At 55.4% G+C, this 17,791-nt stretch carries 14 protein-coding genes; 7 read left to right on the top strand and 7 right to left on the bottom strand.

Annotation, left to right across the window (positions count from 1 at the left end; all coding sequences use genetic code 11):
- Positions 1–20 precede the first annotated feature (20 nt).
- Both LH22_RS14035 and LH22_RS14030 read left to right on the top strand, forming a co-directional pair.
- Positions 21–758 carry a phosphatase gene (locus LH22_RS14035; protein WP_034821944.1) on the top strand — a complete coding sequence of 246 codons (738 nt, stop codon included), beginning with the start codon at positions 21–23 and terminating at the stop codon, positions 756–758.
- 26 nt (positions 759–784) lie between these two features.
- Positions 785–1,345 (top strand): TorD/DmsD family molecular chaperone, encoded by a 561-nt coding sequence (locus tag LH22_RS14030; protein WP_038647491.1) that lies wholly within the window; start codon positions 785–787, stop codon positions 1,343–1,345.
- On the opposite strand, the gene LH22_RS14025 is transcribed toward LH22_RS14030, so the two are convergent.
- The gene (locus LH22_RS14025) at positions 1,346–2,707 is read right to left on the bottom strand and encodes a CoA transferase (protein ID WP_038647489.1); all 1,362 of its coding nucleotides are present in this window, start codon (positions 2,705–2,707) and stop codon (positions 1,346–1,348) included.
- 47 nt (positions 2,708–2,754) lie between these two features.
- Complete coding sequence (locus tag LH22_RS14020; RefSeq protein WP_038647487.1) at positions 2,755–3,639, bottom strand: DMT family transporter; 885 nt, start codon at positions 3,637–3,639, stop codon at positions 2,755–2,757.
- A 189-nt stretch (positions 3,640–3,828) separates the two neighbouring features.
- Here LH22_RS14020 and LH22_RS14015 point away from each other — a divergent pair, with 189 nt between their 5' ends.
- Complete coding sequence (locus LH22_RS14015; RefSeq protein ID WP_038647485.1) at positions 3,829–4,548, top strand: glutamine amidotransferase; 720 nt, start codon at positions 3,829–3,831, stop codon at positions 4,546–4,548.
- Here LH22_RS14015 and LH22_RS14010 read toward each other — a convergent pair.
- Positions 4,536–5,099 (bottom strand): class I SAM-dependent methyltransferase, encoded by a 564-nt coding sequence (locus tag LH22_RS14010; protein ID WP_038647483.1) that lies wholly within the window; start codon positions 5,097–5,099, stop codon positions 4,536–4,538. The genes LH22_RS14015 and LH22_RS14010 overlap by 13 nt on opposite strands.
- A 576-nt stretch (positions 5,100–5,675) precedes the next feature.
- Here LH22_RS14010 and exaC point away from each other — a divergent pair.
- Entirely contained in the window at positions 5,676–7,196 is a 1,521-nt protein-coding gene (exaC, locus tag LH22_RS14005) for an acetaldehyde dehydrogenase ExaC (protein WP_038647481.1), read from the top strand.
- 194 nt (positions 7,197–7,390) lie between these two features.
- Positions 7,391–7,555 (top strand): hypothetical protein, encoded by a 165-nt coding sequence (locus LH22_RS20740; RefSeq protein ID WP_167540449.1) that lies wholly within the window; start codon positions 7,391–7,393, stop codon positions 7,553–7,555.
- Positions 7,556–7,634: 79 nt separating this feature from the next.
- Here the strand turns inward: LH22_RS20740 and fumA are convergent, their stop codons facing one another.
- Positions 7,635–9,278 (bottom strand): class I fumarate hydratase FumA, encoded by a 1,644-nt coding sequence (fumA, locus tag LH22_RS14000; RefSeq protein WP_038647479.1) that lies wholly within the window; start codon positions 9,276–9,278, stop codon positions 7,635–7,637.
- Positions 9,279–9,441: 163 nt separating this feature from the next.
- Positions 9,442–10,953, bottom strand: coding sequence for an anion permease (locus LH22_RS13995; RefSeq protein WP_038647477.1), 1,512 nt, complete (start codon positions 10,951–10,953; stop codon positions 9,442–9,444).
- A gap of 606 nt (positions 10,954–11,559) precedes the next feature.
- On the opposite strand from LH22_RS13995, the gene LH22_RS13990 reads away from it, so the two are divergent.
- Together LH22_RS13990 and LH22_RS13985 are read left to right on the top strand one after the other, a co-directional pair.
- A complete protein-coding gene (locus LH22_RS13990) occupies positions 11,560–14,340 on the top strand; it encodes a flavocytochrome c (RefSeq protein ID WP_038647475.1) in 2,781 nt (926 codons plus the stop codon).
- A 134-nt stretch (positions 14,341–14,474) separates the two neighbouring features.
- Positions 14,475–15,434, top strand: a complete 960-nt coding sequence (locus LH22_RS13985) for an FAD:protein FMN transferase (RefSeq protein WP_038650174.1) — start codon at positions 14,475–14,477, stop codon at positions 15,432–15,434.
- On the opposite strand, the gene dcuR is transcribed toward LH22_RS13985, so the two are convergent.
- Both dcuR and LH22_RS13975 read right to left on the bottom strand, forming a co-directional pair.
- Complete coding sequence (gene dcuR / locus LH22_RS13980) at positions 15,428–16,147, bottom strand: two-component system response regulator DcuR (protein WP_034821922.1); 720 nt, start codon at positions 16,145–16,147, stop codon at positions 15,428–15,430. The genes LH22_RS13985 and dcuR overlap by 7 nt on opposite strands.
- Positions 16,144–17,775 carry a sensor histidine kinase gene (locus LH22_RS13975; protein WP_038647473.1) on the bottom strand — a complete coding sequence of 544 codons (1,632 nt, stop codon included), beginning with the start codon at positions 17,773–17,775 and terminating at the stop codon, positions 16,144–16,146. Before LH22_RS13975 ends, dcuR begins: the two co-directional genes overlap by 4 nt.
- Positions 17,776–17,791 lie beyond the last annotated feature (16 nt).

Below are 17,791 nucleotides of genomic sequence, written 5' to 3'. Positions count from 1 at the left end.
CATTGAGTCAGGAGAAGAGGATGTATCCCGTCGATTTGCATATGCACACCGTTGCCAGTACCCACGCTTACAGCACGCTGCATGACTATGTGGTGCAGGCGAAGCAGAATGGCCTGAAGCTGTTTGCCATCACCGATCACGGCCCGGATATGGCGGATGCGCCGCATTACTGGCACTTCGTAAACATGCGCATCTGGCCACGCGTGATTGATGGCGTAGGCGTGTTGCGTGGTATTGAAGCCAACATCAAAAATCAGCAGGGTGAAATTGACTGCAGTGGCCCGATGCTGGATGCGCTGGATCTGATTGTGGCGGGTTTCCATGAGCCGGTGTATGCACCGCGTGATAAGGCGCATCACACGGAAGCGATGATTGCTGCCATGGCGGGTGGGCTGGTGCACATTATTTCGCATCCTGGCAACCCGAAATTCCCGGTAGATATTCGCGCGATTGCCGAAGCGGCCGCGCATTACGATGTGGCGCTGGAGATCAACAACTCCTCATTTACCCATTCTCGTCCGGGCAGTGAACCAAACTGTCGCGCTATCGCCGAAGCGGTGCGTGATGCAGGCGGACGTCTGGCGTTTGGGTCGGATTCACACACCGCGTTTACCCTCGGTCATTTCGAACACTGCATCCGCATTACGCGTGAAGTGGATTTTCCCGAGGATCGCGTGTTAAATGTCACGCCGCGCCGCCTGCTCGACTTCCTCGAACAGCGAACCGGTAAGCACATTGCTGAATTTGCGGACTTTTAACTTTTAGCCTCAAGGAATTCTGTTGCATGAATGAGTTTTCCATTCTCTGCCGCGTCATCGGCTCGCTGTTCAACCGCCAGCCACAAGATCCATTGCTGGTGCCGCTCTTCACCATGCTGCGTGAAGGCAAACTGAAGGCTCAGTGGCCGCTGGAGCAGGATGAACTGTTAACACGTCTGCAGCAGAATAGCGATCCGCAGGCCCTGGCGGCGGATTACAACGCGCTGTTCGTCGGCAGCGAATGCAGCGTACCGCCTTACGCCTCACAGTGGCCAAACGGTCCGCAGGAAGCGGATGTCCGTGCCTTCCTCGCCTCACGTGGTATGCCGTTAAGCGATGCGCCTGCCGATCATTTTGGCGTGCTGCTGCTGGCGGCCTCGTGGCTGGAAGATCAGTCCGCGGAAGATGAGTCTGCCGCGCAGCTCGCGCTGTTCGACGACTATTTACTGCCTTGGTGCGGCGCGTTCCTGGGCAAAGTCGAAGCCCACGCGACCACTGCGTTTTACCGCACGCTGGCCGCGTTGAGCCGTGAAGCCATTCAGGCGATGTACGACGAGCTGAATGAAGACGACAGCGAAGAAGCCTGATTACCAGCTGGCTACGCTGCTGCCGAGCTTAACGCCCGGCGTGGCGCAGATCATCGGCGTGCCGGGCAGATACGCAGCGGCACGCAATCTTTCGGCAATCCCCCATGCGTTAATCTCTACTGTCGGCAGGGCATCACCGTGCTGTGCCGCAATGCCATGCTGCGGCGGTGGCGGGGACGCGCCAAACTGCTGCAATAGCCTTGCGGTGCGCGCCAGCGATAAGCGTGCCTGCCAGCCAACGTGATTTTCCCGACGCTGTCTCATCCCTTCCAGTACGGCGGCGGCCATCATATAGCCGGTGGCGTGATCGAGTGCCTGCACTGGCAGCGGTGTCGGTTGGACGTTACCACGCCAGATCATGCCCTGTTCAGCGATGCCGCATCCCATCTGCACCAGGCTGTCAAAGCCGCGCCGATTGCGCCACGGGCCGCTCCAGCCCCACGCATTGAGACTGACATCCACCAATCCGGGCGACAGTTTGCGGCGTGATTCTGCATCCAGCCCCAGCTTTTCCAGCGCATCCGCGCGATAGCCATGCACCAGCACATCAGCGTGTTTGATCAGATCGCGCAGCTGCCCAACGCCCGCTCTGGATTTGAGATCGAGTCGTGCGCAGCGTTTGCCGCAGGTGATCTCCTCTTCCAGTGTTGGCTCTTCCCAGCCGTAAGGATCGATACGTAAAACCTGCGCGCCAAGGCTGGCGAGAAAACGCGTGGCCACCGGCCCGGCGATAATGCGTGTCAGATCCAGCACGCGTACGCCCAGCAGTGGACGGGCAAGCGGCAGTTGCCAGCCAGGCGTGGGCGCATCCCCCGTGGCCTGTTGGGCGATCAGTGCTTCACTGCTGACGGCCACGCCTTGTGGATGCTGTAGCCACTGTTGCTCACTGCGCATTTGCGCGGCACAACCGCCTGCCTCAATCACAGCCTGCTCCAGCGCAGCCGCTTGCCACTGTGAAACCTGTTGCGCTAAAGCGGCGCGATCGGCTTGTTGACCCAGCACCTGCTCCATGGCCGCACGATGATGCGGGGCGTTGGTGTGCAGACGGATCCAGCCATCGGTGGTGGCATAGTCGCCAGCAAAAGGGTCCCAAAGTGCGGCAGGAGGACGATTTAACGGCGTGAGGCTGTGCTGAAACCAGCGAGAGGCGAGCCGCACATTGACGCTAACCGGGGCCGATTGCCCGAGCAAGTCGCTCACTGCCTGGCTTGCGAGCCCAATGCTGGTGGCGGCCAGTTCACTGACGGCAAACGCAGAGGAAAAGGTATCGGGCTGGAGAAAGCTAAGCGCGGGAAGGGGTTCCGCGCCACGCAATCCTTGCCACAGTTGCTGCCATAATGCGGCAGCAGATTGAGTATCCATATTGAGTCTCCGGAAAACGCGCGAGACTCAAGCATAGCAGAGGGGATCTAACGGCGGCGTAAACGCGGAAAACGCGCGTGCATGCGCAGATTACGCAGGTTGATCACCGCAATGGCCGTGCCGAGCACCACCAGAGACGCGCCGAGGATCTTGAAGCTGTTCATGCTGTCGCCCAGCACAATTACGCCCATCAAAACGGCCAGCACAGGCGTGAGCAGTGAGTAGGGCATGATTAAGTTGACGTTGTACTTTTTCAGTAACCAATACCACAAGGTATAAGCCACGATCGATGAAGCCAGCGCGCTGTAAAGAATACCAAACCAGCCGCGCCAGCCCGCGTGGCTTAAGGCATAAAACTGGTGCGATTCGGTAAGCCAGGAAGCGGCACCGACAATCGGCACGGCAAGAAATGAGATCCAGCCGGTGAGCGTCAACGGTTTTATCGGCGGCGATTTCTTCACGATCATATTGCTGATGGCCCAGCCAAAGGCACTGCACAGCAAAATACATAACACCCACCACGCAGGAATGGTTGGGCTGCCGGACAGCACCGCCACACCACTTAACGAGACCGCGATGCCGAATAACTGCACCAGGCGCAGTTTCTCTTTCAGCACCAGCATCGCCAGCAGCATGGCAATCGGTGTACCGAGCTGCACCACAATCGCGCCGGTTCCGGCATCGGTGTAGCGCATGCCGACAAACAGCAGCGAGAAATGCATAAAGCCAAAGGTGAAGGCGAGGGTGAGCAGCCACGGCAGCTGTTCACGCGTGATGCGGCAGAACGGCACCAGCACAATCGCCACCACCACGAAACGCATCCAGGTAAGGAATAGCGGCGGAAGTTCCAGCAATCCCCACTTCACCGCCACGTTGTTGAAAGCCCAGATGGAAACCACCATCAGAACCAAAAAGAAATGCCGCACTGCCACAATGTCATCCTTCACATGAAAGGGGGTATCACCGGCTAATCATGGCACGAAGCCGTGCATTTCTGTGACATTGTGCAAAAATTTTTTTCATCAAGGTATGAGCTTATGCAGGAAAAAAATAAGACAGGTCACTGATTTCCTGTCAAAGTGGATGTCCGAAAGCTGACTCCGTTAAGGAATGAATTCGGAATGACACACACCCGCGCGTTACCCCTTGCTCTGATTCAACTCGAAGTGCCGCCACCGCAGGTTGTGGCGCAAATTGGTGAACAACCCGTCTGGTTTATTGATGCGCTGCAACTGCAGCCTGATGACTATGTGATTGTTCGCCCGCATCTTGGCGAAGAGCTGCCGGCGTTTGATCGCGTCAGCGGCGCCATTCTCAGCGGCTCCTGGGCAATGGTCACCGACCACGCCGACTGGAGCGAGCGCACGGCCGCATGGATCCGTGGTGCCATGGAAGCCGAGCTGCCACTGCTGGGCGTCTGTTACGGCCATCAGCTGATGGCGTATGCGTTGGGCGGAAAAGTGGGCGATAACCCGAACGGATGGGAACGTGGATTGAAAACCCTGACGCAGCAGGCGCAGCGCGATCCGTGGCTGGCAACGCTGCCCGGCGAGTTTCAGGCATGGCTTTCGCATCGCCAGTCGGTGATTAGTCCCCCGCAGCACGCCGTGGTACTGGCGCAATCTGAGCTGGATGGTTGCCAGATTTTACGCTATTCCCCTCAGGCGCTGTCGGTACAGTTCCACCCGGAGTTTACCCGCGACATCATGACCGCCTGTTTACCGGCGGGCGTGTGTGATGATGGTGCGCAGGTCGCAGGTGAGGATTGGTCACGCGAGTTGTTGCGTCGTTTCTGGTTGCAAACGCGGCCGCAGCCTCGCGTGCAGGCTCAGGGCGCGTAATGCCGAGTGCAGCGATAAACCCAGGCGGGCGGCATATTTTTCAGCACCCGCTGGCGCTGCCAGGTGAAGTAGCGTGACAGAGTAGGTTGGGTCAATGAGGTGTATTGAAACTGGATAAATACACCGCGCGGGCCCAGCACATCGTGGACGGCACTCAGAATCGCTTCACGCGTTTCCGGCGGTAGCGACAGCAGCGGCAGGCCGGAAAAGATCACATCGTATTCGCCAGACAGGTATTCGGCCGAGCAGGCACGTACCTGCATGCGCGGATCGGTCCATTCGCGCAAGCTCTCGACTAAATCCGGGCTGATCTCAAACACATCCAACTGCGCTTGCGGCGACATTCTGTCCAGAATATGCCGGGTTAACACCCCGTCTCCGGCACCCAGTTCGGCGATACGCAGGCTGTGATCCCAGCTGGCGGCATCGCACATGGTGCGGCACAGCGCAGCAGAGGAGGGCGTGATGCTGCCCATCTTGCGCGGATTTCGAATAAATTGCTGAACAAAGTTCGCTTTGGCGCGCATTAACGTCAGGGCTGAAGCCAACATCTCTTTCTCCTGATGAGTATCCTGTTTCATATTGACCAAATTCATTGCGTTTGTTTCGCTTTTCGCTGCATATGCGGCAAAACTCGGAATTTTCCGCAACGAAGCGGGAGGTTTACGCGTATTTCTAATGTGCATAAATGTGCTCCCTACGAAAATCGTGCATGAGGATGGTAGGGTTGCCATTTATGGCGACCGAAAACCCTGCGCGATGTTCGTAGGGTTGGCATTTCTGGCGACTGAAAATCCTGCACGATGTTCGAAGGATTGCCATTTCTGGCGACTGAAAATCCTGCACGATGTTCGTAGGGTTGGCATTTCTGGCGACTAAAAATCCTGCACGATAGTCGAAGGATTGCCATTTATGGCGACCGAAAACTGTTGTGACAGAGGCTTTTTCTTTAGTAGCAATCCTGGCTTAGCGCCTGTGCTAAATCTCAAATCAACAATCCCGGAATTTTCCTTCGGTGCGGTCACAGTTTCCCGCTCTGCGATCTGACAGGCTGACATTGATCGATCAATGTTAATAACAAGTTTCATAGTTGTTATTCGCCACTCTGTCCCGCAAGGAGAAACACCATGCGTTACGCTGCTCCGGGAGAACAAGGTTCTCTCATCATTCTGCAATCGCGTTATGGCAACTTTATCAACGGCGAATTCGTTGCGCCGGTGAACGGTCATTACTTCGTCAACACGACCCCGATTAACGGTTCCACCATCGGCGAGTTCCCGCGCTCGGACAAGGCCGATGTCGATAACGCAGTCGCGGCAGCACAGGCCGCTGCGGATGCCTGGGGCAAAACTTCCCCGCAGGCACGTTCGCTGGTGTTGCTGAAAATCGCCGATCGACTGGAAGAGAAACTGGAATATATCGCAGTCAACGAAACCTGGGATAACGGCAAGCCGGTGCGTGAAACCCTGGCTGCCGATCTGCCGCTGGCGGTAGACCACTTCCGCTACTTCGCGGGCTGCGTGCGCGCACAGGAAGGCACCGCAGCGGAAATCGACGAATTCACCGCCGCTTACCACTTCCATGAACCGCTGGGCGTGGTCGGGCAAATCATCCCGTGGAACTTCCCGCTGTTAATGGCGGCGTGGAAACTGGCCCCTGCGCTGGGTGCGGGTAACTGCGTGGTGTTAAAACCGGCTGAGCAAACGCCTTTGTCGATCACCCTGTTTATGGAAGTGATTAAAGACCTGGTGCCACCGGGGGTCATTAACGTGGTGCACGGTTACGGTAAAGAAGCCGGTGAAGCGCTGGCGTCACATCCGGGTATCGCCAAGATCGCCTTTACCGGATCTACCGCCACTGGCGGGCATATTCTCGAACTGGCGGCGAAAAGCCTGATTCCGTCTACCGTTGAGCTGGGCGGTAAATCACCGAACATCTTCTTTGAAGACATCATGGATGCGGAAGAGAGCTTTATCGAGAAAGCAGCAGAAGGCGTGGTGCTTGGCTTCCTGAATCAGGGGGAAGTTTGTACCTGTCCGTCGCGTGCGCTGGTACAGGAGTCGATCTATGAGCCGTTTATGGCAGCCGTTATGAAACGTATCAAAACTATCAAACGCGGCGATCCGCTGGATACCGAAACCATGATTGGCGCGCAGGCGTCGCAGCAGCAGTTCGATAAAATCCTCTCTTATCTGGAAATCGCCCAGCAAGAGGGCGCTCAGGTGCTGCACGGTGGTGGCGTGGAGAAAATCGGTGAAGCTTTTGATAGCGGCTACTACATCCAGCCCACGCTGCTGAAAGGCGACAACAGCATGCGCGTCTTCCAGGAGGAGATCTTCGGGCCGGTGGTCGGTGTGCTGACCTTCAAAGATGAGGCAGAAGCCCTCGCCATCGCTAATGACTCGATTTATGGGCTGGGTGCTGGCGTCTGGACCCGTGATATCAACCGTGCGTATCGCATGGGACGAGCGATTAAAGCGGGCCGTGTCTGGACCAACTGTTATCACCTCTATCCGGCTCATGCCGCGTTTGGCGGCTACAAAAAATCCGGGATTGGCCGTGAAACCCATAAAATGATGCTCGATCACTACCAGCAAACCAAAAACCTGCTGGTGAGCTACAGCACGCAACCGCTGGGCTTCTTTTAAGCCAACTGGCAGCGGGTCAAACCGCTGCCTGATTCACTGTCAAAAATTTGTGTGAATTCTTTAATCTGACGGTCATTTCGTCATGACAGAGTGCCTGCATCACGAATACAGACAATTCCGCTACATTTAAGCCGTGTCTTGACGATATTAAACAGTAGGGAATCTAAGATAGTGCGCCATTTTAAGGAGATAACATGAACACACTGCATAAATTTCAGCAGCAGCATGATGAAGTGCTGGATGCCGACGATCAGCACATCATCACGGTGAATCTGCCGGGCCGTCAGGCGATTTACGTGATTGGTCAAAACGATGATGATGCCGATATGCTGCTGGACGTACAAATCGGTGCGATGTAAGCGCCGCGTAGTGCTCACCCCATAAAAAAATCCGCAGCCCTTAAGCCGCGGATTTTTTGTTTTAGCACGGCTTAAAGCCTTACTTCACACAGGCAGAACACTGATTGTGGATCTGCTGGAAGAAGTCGTTGCCTTTGTCATCCACCAGGATAAACGCCGGGAAGTTCTCGACTTCAATCTTCCAGATGGCTTCCATTCCCAGTTCCGCGTACTCCACACACTCCAGACTCTTAATACTCTGCTGCGCCAGCACCGCTGCCGGACCGCCGATGCTGCCGAGGTAGAAGCCGCCGTGTTTATGACAGGCATCGGTCACCTGTTTGCTGCGGTTGCCTTTTGCCAGCATCACCATGCTGCCGCCGTTTTCCTGCAGCAGATCAACGTAAGAGTCCATACGACCCGCGGTGGTTGGGCCAAGTGAACCAGAGGCATAACCTTCCGGGGTTTTCGCCGGGCCTGCGTAATACACCGGATGATCTTTGATGTACTGCGGCAGACCTTCGCCGTTGTCGATGCGCTCTTTCAGCTTGGCGTGGGCAATATCACGCGCCACGATAATGGTGCCGTTCAGCGAAAGGCGGGTCGCCACGGGATAGGATGACAGCTGCGCCAGAATGTCACTCATCGGGCGGTTAAGATCGACATTCACCACTTCGCCTTCGCCCTGCTGACGCAGTTCTTCCGGGATATAGCGGCCTGGGTTATCTTCCAGTTTCTCGATCCAGATGCCTTCACGGTTGATTTTGGCTTTGATATTACGGTCAGCCGAGCAGGACACACCCATGCCGACGGGGCAGGACGCGCCATGACGTGGCAGACGCACCACGCGAATATCGTGGGCGAAGTATTTACCGCCGAACTGTGCGCCAAGGCCCAACTCTTGTGAGGCTTTCAGCAGCTCCTGCTCCAGCGCGACGTCACGGAACGCCTGACCGTGTTCGTTACCTTCGGTCGGCAGCGAATCGTAGTAGTGGGTTGATGCCAGCTTCACGGTTTTCAGCGTGCTTTCTGCTGAGGTGCCGCCAATCACAAACGCGATATGGTACGGCGGACAGGCTGCGGTGCCGAGCGACATCATCTTATCGACCAGATAATTCTTCAGCTTGGCCGGGGTGATCAGCGCTTTGGTTTCCTGATACAGGTAAGTCTTGTTGGCAGAACCGCCGCCTTTGGCGATGCACAGGAATTTGTACTCGTCGCCATCCACGCTGTAGAGGTCGATCTGTGCCGGCAGGTTAGTGCCAGTATTGACCTCTTTGTACATATCCAGCGCCGCGTTCTGTGAGTAACGCAGGTTGTCTTCGATAAAGGTGTTATAGACGCCTTGTGACAGTGCGGCTTCGTCGCCACCGCCAGTCCAGACGCGCTGGCCTTTTTTGCCCATGATGATTGCTGTGCCGGTGTCCTGGCAGGTCGGCAACACGCCTTTGGCGGCGATTTCCGAGTTACGCAGGAACTGCAGGGCAACATATTTGTCGTTCTTGCTGGCTTCGTCATCCGCCAGAATCGCGGCAACCTGCGCCTGATGCGAGGCGCGCAGCATGAATGAAGCATCATGGAATGCCTGCTTCGCCAGCAGCGTCAGGGCTTTAGGATCGACTTTCAGCACCTCTTCGCCATCGAAGTTGGCTACTGAGACGTAATCGCGGCTCAGCAGATAGTATTCGGTATCATCTTTGGCGAGAGGAAAGGGATTCTGATAATAGAAGGGTTTGTTCGACATGTTGGCTCACTTAGCTTCGTGTCGCCTGTCAGAGTGGCAGGTGACAAATTAGGCGATCTGTTTTTGATTTTCTCTCGCCAGCCCTCCGCAAGGACTGACTGGCGAGCATCATAACACTTTCACGGCTCTGCGCGGCTCCGATTTTAACATCGGAGCAACATCATCAGAACATCATCACCATCCATGGGTAGGCAATAACCATCAGAGCAATCAGGAAGATAGCGCCAAAGATAGTACCGAGACGCCAGTAATCTTTGGTTGGCAGGTAGCCGCTACCGTAGTAAATCGGGCTTGGGCCGGTGCCGTACGGGGTGATAATACCCATCACACCTAAGGATACACACATCATCAAACAGAACACTGGCATGTTGATGCCCGGAATCGAGGCGGCGATGGTCAGCATCGCAGGCAACAGCGCAGTGGTGTGCGCCGTAGTGCTGGCGAACAGGTAGTGCAGTAAGTAGAAGGCAACCAGCAACACCACCGCCGAGACTTGTGGGTCATAACCTTGCAGCAGCTGCGCACCTTCTTTACCCAGCCAGGCGATAAAGCCCACACGCGCCAGACCATCCGCCAGAGCGACCAGGGTGGCGAACCAGGCAAAGGTATTCCATGCCGCTTTGTTGCTGGTGATATCGTTCCAGTTGAGTACACCGGTCCACAGCATCAGCACGATAACCAGCAGGGCAGCCATCGCCGGTTCAATCCATGCTGCAGCGAAGATCCACATCATTAATGCTGAGACCACAAACACCAGCAGCAGGATTTCATTGCGTGACAGCTTGCCGAGCTTCGCCAGTTCAGCGGTCGCCCAACGTGGCACTTCGTCATTGACCTTCACTTCTGGCGGATAGAGCCAGTAAGCCAGCAGCGGCATGGTGAGAATCAACAGCACGCCCAGTGGCAGGAAGGCGAGGAACCACATGCCCCAGGAGATTTCGAAGCCCACCACGCTTTTCACCAGCGCCAGTGCCAGCAGGTTAGGTGCCAGCGCAGAGAGGAACATCGAACTGGTGATACAGGCAGCGGTGATGGCAACCCACATCAGGTAAGAACCAATCTTACGTGCGCTCGGGTCATTTGGTTTTGAACCGTACAGCGGCGGCAGGTTGGCGATAATGGGGTAGATGGTACCGCCGCTGCGCGCGGTGTTAGAGGGCGTAAACGGTGCCAGTAACAGGTCAGCGAAGGTGATGGCGTAACCGAGCGTCAGGCTGCGACGGCCGAGATACTTCACCAGAATCAGCGCCAGGCGGCGTCCGAACTGGGTTTTATCGTAGCCGGCGGCAAACATGAAGGCACCGAAGATCAGCCAGACGGTGGAGTTGCCGAAGCCACTCACTGCCCATTTGAACGACTGCGCCGCCGTTTTAAACTTGGGGTCCGCCAGTTCGGCCGGGCTAAACAGCACCCACTGGCTGAACAGCACTATCACCACCACGCCGGTCAGGCCGATAACCGCACCGGGCAGCGGCTCAAAGATCAGCCCGACAATCACGCCAACGAAGATAGCAAAGAAGTGCCATGCGTAGGGTTCCAGCCCGGCAGGGGTAGGGACCAGCAGCAGCAGCACCGCTACGATGATCGGCAGGCACAACATAATCAGGCGATTCTTTTTCCCCGGCGCCGCAGGAGGCACTACGGGGGAGGCACTCTGGGTTGTTTGTGTGTTCATAGTTTTGTCTGCAAGTTAGGAAGAATGCGATTGATTGTCACGAACACACTGTTCTTTTGGTTTCAACATGCGTGCAGCAGATGAGTCGTGACAATTTAAATTTTGTGCTTTGATGAAACTTTGCTTTGCAAATTCGATACGCGAATTATCAATTGAATGCAGCTAAGATGCGATTAATTAAAATATCTCTTTTGATCTAGATCAATAAAAAATATGCACTGTTTTTTAATTTTTATCTTTTGCTTTTTATTTAACTTTCTGTCTGCTGAGGATTAAACGCTACACACTATCGAAACGCGAAAAATCGAGCAAAATGAGGCGGGTTGGAGAGTTTTATCTTTATGATAGTACTGCATTTGTTTTAAATGTAAGGAAAAAGTTGATTTTTGTCAAGTCTTGGTTAAAACTTAGCGGAGCGCCTATTCTGGCAATGAGCATCAAATATCATTTCCAAACGTAAAACTTATATAACTAACATTCTGGGTTATGTAACTAAATAAAATGGTATATTTACGCCATGAAATCGGACCACTTAAATAATTATAAAGCCGCGCCGAACCGCCAAAGAATTGAATACACAATTTCTTAATTCTGGAGTTGCTCATTATGAATAAGCTCACCCCAATCCTTAACCCGCTAACGCTGCCGAAAGGTGCGGTGCTGAAAAACCGTCTGGTGATGGCCCCGATGACCACCTGTACCGGCTATTTTGACGGCGGTGTCACCAGCGATCTGGTCGAGTATTACCGCGTACGTGCGGGCAGTATCGGTACGGTGATTGTTGAATGTTGCTTTATTGATAATCGTGGCCCTGCTTTCCCTGGCGCGTTGGGTATCGACAGCGACAACAAAATTGCCGGGCTGGCGAAAATCGCCCATGCGATCAAATCTGAAGGTTCAAAAGCCATTCTGCAGATTTACCACGGTGGCCGCATGGTGGAACCGGCGCTGATTGGTGGTAAAACCCCTGTTGCACCGAGCGCTATTGCTGCACCGCGTGACGGTGCCACCAAACCGCAAGCGCTGACCGCCGAAGAAGTCGATGTGATGATCACCAAGTTTGGTGATGCGGTAAACCGTGCGATCAAAGCCGGTTTTGACGGTGTTGAGATCCACGGCGCAAACACCTATCTGATCCAGCAGTTCTACTCCCCTAACTCCAACCAGCGCGACGACAAATGGGGCGGCAGCCGCGATAACCGCGCACGCTTTCCAATGGAAGTGCTGGAGATCACCCATAAAATGGCCGATCGCTTTGCGGCGGCAGATTTCATCATCGGTTATCGTTTCTCACCGGAAGAGCTGGAAGTCCCCGGTATTCGTTGGGATGACACGATGTATTTGCTGGAAAAACTGGCGGCGCGCGGTCTCGATTACGTGCACTTCTCCGTCGGCCAGCTGCTGCGTCCATCCATTGTCGATACCAAAGATCCAACGCCACTGATCACCAAATATCTGGCCGAGCGCTCTGCCACGCTGGCGAAAGTGCCGGTGATTGGTGTGGGCGGAGTGGTGAATAAAGAAGATGCCGAGAACGCGCTGGAGCACGGGTTTGATCTGGTGGCGGTCGGTAAAGCCTGCATCGCCTATCCGGACTGGGCGGATCGCATCATCAAAAATGAACACATGGAACTCTACATCGACAGCACCAAGCGTGAGGCGCTGACGATTCCAGAACCGCTGTGGCGCTTCTCGCTGGTGGATGCGATGATCCGCGACGTCAGCGACGGCCATCGCAAATACAAAGCCGGGGTTTACCAGGCGAAAGTCGAAGCCGAAGCGCTGAAACTGAAAATCAACGTGACGCTCGACACGGACCGTATCACCGATATCTCACTGGTGCCGGACCCCAGTCTGGATGTCGATTTCACCAGCACCTTCGAAAGCCTGCGTGAACGCATTCTGGTGGCGAACAGCCCGCACGTCGATGCCATCACCGGCGCCACTACGCAGAGTGAGGCGCTGAAAAAAGCGGTATCCCGCGCACTGACCACCTCCAGTAAAGAGTATGTGATTGAAGAGGGCGGTAACCCGAACGCACCGGTCAATTATGACGTGGTGGTGGTGGGTACGGGCGGTGCCGGTCTGGCGGCGGCGATTCAGGCGCACGATGACGGCGCACGCGTGGTGATCATCGAGAAGATGCCGACCATTGGCGGTAACACCATCAAAGCCTCGGTGGGCATGAACGCCGCCGAAACCCGCTATCAGAAACTGAAAGGCATCGAAGACAGCAAAGAGCTGTTCTACGAAGAGACGCTGAAGGGCGGTAAATTCAAAAACAACCCGGTGCTGCTGCGCGAGATTGTTGAGCAGGCGCCAGAAGCGATTGAGTGGCTGGCCGCGAAAAATATCGAGCTGTGCGACATCACCATCACCGGTGGTATGAGTATTGACCGCACGCACCGCCCGGAAGACCGTTCTGCCGTCGGTGGCTTCCTGATCAGCGGCCTGGTGAAAAACGTCAACCAGCGTGAAATCGAAGTGCTGCTGGAGACCTCCGTTTCAGAAATCCTGGTGGAAAACGGTGTCGTCACCGGCGTCAAAGTGGTGGATGAGTACAACGACAGCCGCATTCTCAATGCGAAGAGCGTGATCGTTGCCACCGGCGGTTTCAGTGCCAACCGCGAGATGGTGGTGAAGTATCGCCCTGAACTGGATGGCTTCGTCACCACCAACCACAAAGGTGCCACCGGTAGCGGTATCGCCATGCTGCAGAAAATTGGCGCGGACACCGTGGACATGGGCGAGATCCAGATTCACCCAACGGTTGAACAGACCACTTCTTATCTGATCTCTGAAGCGATGCGCGGCGGCGGGGCGATTTTGGTCAGCCAGGCCGGTAAGCGTTTCTACAATGAGATGGAAACCCGTGACAAAGTCTCTGCTGAGATCATCGCACTGCCAGAGAAAAGTGCATGGATCGTGTTTGATGAGCAGGTCCGCGCCAACAACAAAGCAGCCGACGAATATATCGCCAAAGGCTTTGTGATTAGTGCACCGACGCCGCACGACCTGGCGGTGAAACTCAACATGGATCAGGAAGCGCTGCAAACCACACTCGGTCGTTACAACGAGTTTGTGGCGAAGCAGGATGATGAAGACTTCGGTCGTAAGACGGCGCTGCGTCACCCGCTGAACAAAGGCCCGTACTTCGCCATCCGCATCGCCCCGGGCGTGCACCACACCATGGGCGGTGTCACCATCAACACCGATACCGCGGTGCTGGATGCACAGAAACAGGTGATTCCAGGTGCCTGGGCAGCCGGTGAAGTGGTCGGCGGTATCCACGGTGCTAACCGTATCGGTGGTAACGCGGTGGCGGATATCATCATCTTCGGTATCAAGGCCGGTCACAATGCGGCTAAACTGGCGTTAGGAAACTAATTAACGTTAATTACCCAAAATATTGCGTACCAGAGTAAGGCGTTAGAGTGTGAATTCCGGTGACTGACAAGCGTTGGTCACCGGGTGACATGCACAAGGCACTGGCGCGCAATATGGCGGGTAAACGAGGCTCTATGACCGAAGGCGTCTACTCTTACTCCGCTGTTCTGATGGGTTCTCCCATTCTGCTCAAACTGTTCGACGATAATCCCACCTTAGCCCGTCAGGTCTTTCAACTTATCAAGCAGCAAGAAAATCTGTTCACCGTTAATCGTGCTGAATCCGAAGTGATGTCGATTAACCAGGCGGCGGGTCGCCATGCGGTGCGCGTCAGTGAGGCGGTGTTTCGGCTAATCAGCGTGGCGCATGCCGTCAGTGTGTCGCCCGGCAGCGCGTTTAACTTCACTATCGGCCCGGTGGTGAAACGCTGGAAGATTGGTTTTCAGGGCCATGCCGTCCCTCCCGCTGATGAAATAGCCGCACTGCTGCCATTGACCGATGCGCACCAGGTAATCCTCAATGAGGAAGATCGTTCGGTGTTTCTGCAACAGCCGGGCATGGAGATCGATCTCGGGGCCATCGCCAAAGGTTATATCGCTGATGTGGTGCAGGCGTTTTTGCGCCAGCAGGGCGTGCCGCAGGCGCTGATCAATCTCGGGGGCAATGTGCAGACACTCGGCGCACCGCCGCATGAGCCACAAGGCTGGAGCATTGGCCTGAAAAAGCCGTTTGGACGCGAGGATGAACTGCTGGGCGTATTACAGGTGCAGGGTAAATCGGTGGTGACATCGGGGATTTACGAGCGCTATTTCGAACTGGACGGCAAGTGCTGGCACCATATCTTCGATCCACACACCGGCTATCCGCTGGATAACGAGTTACTGAGCGTGACGGTGATTTCCGATCGTTCTCTGGATGGTGACATCTACACGACGTTGCTGTACGGCATGGGCGTGGAGCAGGGGCTGGCCTATCTGGCCGACCAGCCCGATCTGGATGCGGTGTTTGTGACGCGCGATCGACAGATCATCTGCTCTTCACCGCGCCACTTCCAGTTCCAGCAGCGCGATTTCGCCTGGCAGCTGCGTTACTGACAGTATTGCTGCAACAGCGAATGGTATTCCGGCTGTAAACGATAGCGATACACCGGACGGCCCGTTGCGCCGTAGTGAATGCTGGTGAACAGAATATTAATCTGCGCCAGCCAGATCAGATATTTACGGCATGACACGCGTGAAATATTCACTTCTGCCGCCAGCTCATCGGTGGAGAACTCATGGCCGGGATGGGCATCAATCCACTGACACAAGGTACGCAGCGTCTGCGGCGTTAAGCCTTTCGGCAGGCGCTTGTTGTCATGCTGCGTTGCCGGGTTGCCATGGATCAACAGATCGACATCAGACTGCTGATAATAGTGCTGATTATCCATTAACGACTTCTTCTGCCGCCAGCTGGTCAGCGCCTCTTCAAAACGCGGGAACTGGAACGGCTTGATCAGATAATCCACCACGCCATAGTGCAGCGAGGTTTTGATGTTCTCGGCATCGGCAGCGGATGAAATGATGATCACTTCTACCGAACTCTGGGCTTTGCGCAGTTCCGGCAGCAGATCGAGGCCATTCTCCTGCTGCATATAGATATCCAGCAGCACCAAATCGATCGGGGTGTCGCTGTTGAACAGAATCTCTTTGGCTTGCTTCAGGGTCGAAGCGGTTCCACAGCAGTGGAAGCCCTGAACCTGGCCGATAAACGAGCGGTTCAGTTCAGCGACCATGGCGTCATCATCGACCACTAACACATTGATCATGCGGATTGGTTTCCTCCATCCCAGGGAAGTTGTACTAAAAATTGGGTAAAGACGCCGGGTTCTGACTCAACGGTCACGCCGCCACCGAGGTTTTCCGTTTGCTGTTTCAGCAGGAACAGGCCCACGCCACGGTTCTCTCCTTTAGTGGAGAACCCTTTATCAAAAATTGTCGCGAGATTGGCCGGCTCAATGCCGGGGCCATCATCACTCACTTCACACGCCAGCCAGCCTTTTTGATAGTGCAGCATCACGTGGATCTCGCCTTCGGTCTGCTCGCTGAGCGCATCAATGGCGTTCTCCACCAGATTACCGACCACAGTGATCAGGGCTGCCATCTGGTCTTCGTTGCTGCTATCCGGCACAAAGCTGGCATCGCTGATGGTCAGGCGATGACCGCAATCCGAGGCGCGATTGATCTTGCTTAGCAGGAAACCGGCAATCACCGGTGACTTGATGCGATCCAGCAAATAGCCAATCTCAGTCTGGTAATTATTGGCGGTTTTCAGGATATACGCTTCAACCTGCGCATAGTTTTTCATGTGCAGCAGGCCGAGAATCACGTGCAGCTTGTTCATAAACTCGTGCGAGCGCTCTCGCAGCGCATCGACGTAGTTTACCATGCCCGTCAGACGCTGCATCAGTCGGCTGATTTCGGTCTTGTCCCTGAAAGTACACACTGCGCCAATAATGCGTCCCTGGCTGCGCACCGGCACCGTATTGCTCAACAGCAAGCGACCATTTACGTTCAGCTCTTCATCACGGCGTGCGCGGCCGCTGTGCAGCACATCTCGCAGGTGTTGATTGATCACCGAGGCGTCATCAATGCCTTCATTTTCAACCATGCTGCTGGACGACGGCTCATTAAGCAGGATGCGCGCGGCCTGATTCACCAGCGTTACCTGCGCCTGATCGTCCATCGCCACCACGCCTTCTTTGACCGAGTTGAGAATCGCCTGACGCTGCTCAAACAGGGTGGAGATCTCATAGGGTTCGAGGCCGAACAAAATGCGTTTCAGCACGCGCACCAGCACAAAGGTGCCAATCGCGCCCGCCAGCGTACCAATCAGGATGGTCCAGATAATGCTCCAGCGGCTTTCGTTGATCTGATCGGTGACGGCATCGAGGGAGATACCAATCGCCACTACACCGATCTGCCGATCCTCCGCGTTATACACCGGCGTGAAGACGCGCAGCGCTTTTGCCAGCGAACCTTTGTTCACCGAGACGTTTTCATGGCCGCGCAGGGCAGGCCCGATGTCCTCGCCGATAAAGTGCTTACCGACCAGTTCCGGATTGCGATGGGAATAGCGGATACCGTCCATATTGGTGACGGTAATAAACAGCAGATTGTTGCTCTCTTCCACGGCTTTTGCGATGGGCTGAATATTGGCATTGGCCACCGGCTGCGTCAGCGCCTGCTGAATCTCCGGCGATCTCGCCAGCGTGCGAGCCACCGCCATGGCTTTATCTTCCAGCTGGGCGCGGGTTGAGGCACCAATCTGGAAGAAATAGAACATGTGCACACTCAGCAGTACCAGCACGATTACCGCGCTGAGCATCAGCGTCACCAGCGTGTTGAGTTTCATCGGCCGCTTGCGCGCGGGGATTGCGGGTTGAGGCGTGGTCATCATCGCTCCCTGAAGA

The organism is Pantoea rwandensis (assembly GCF_000759475.1).
GTDB classification, from domain to species: domain Bacteria; phylum Pseudomonadota; class Gammaproteobacteria; order Enterobacterales; family Enterobacteriaceae; genus Pantoea; species Pantoea rwandensis_B.
This window is presented reverse-complemented; position numbering and strand designations above follow the sequence as displayed.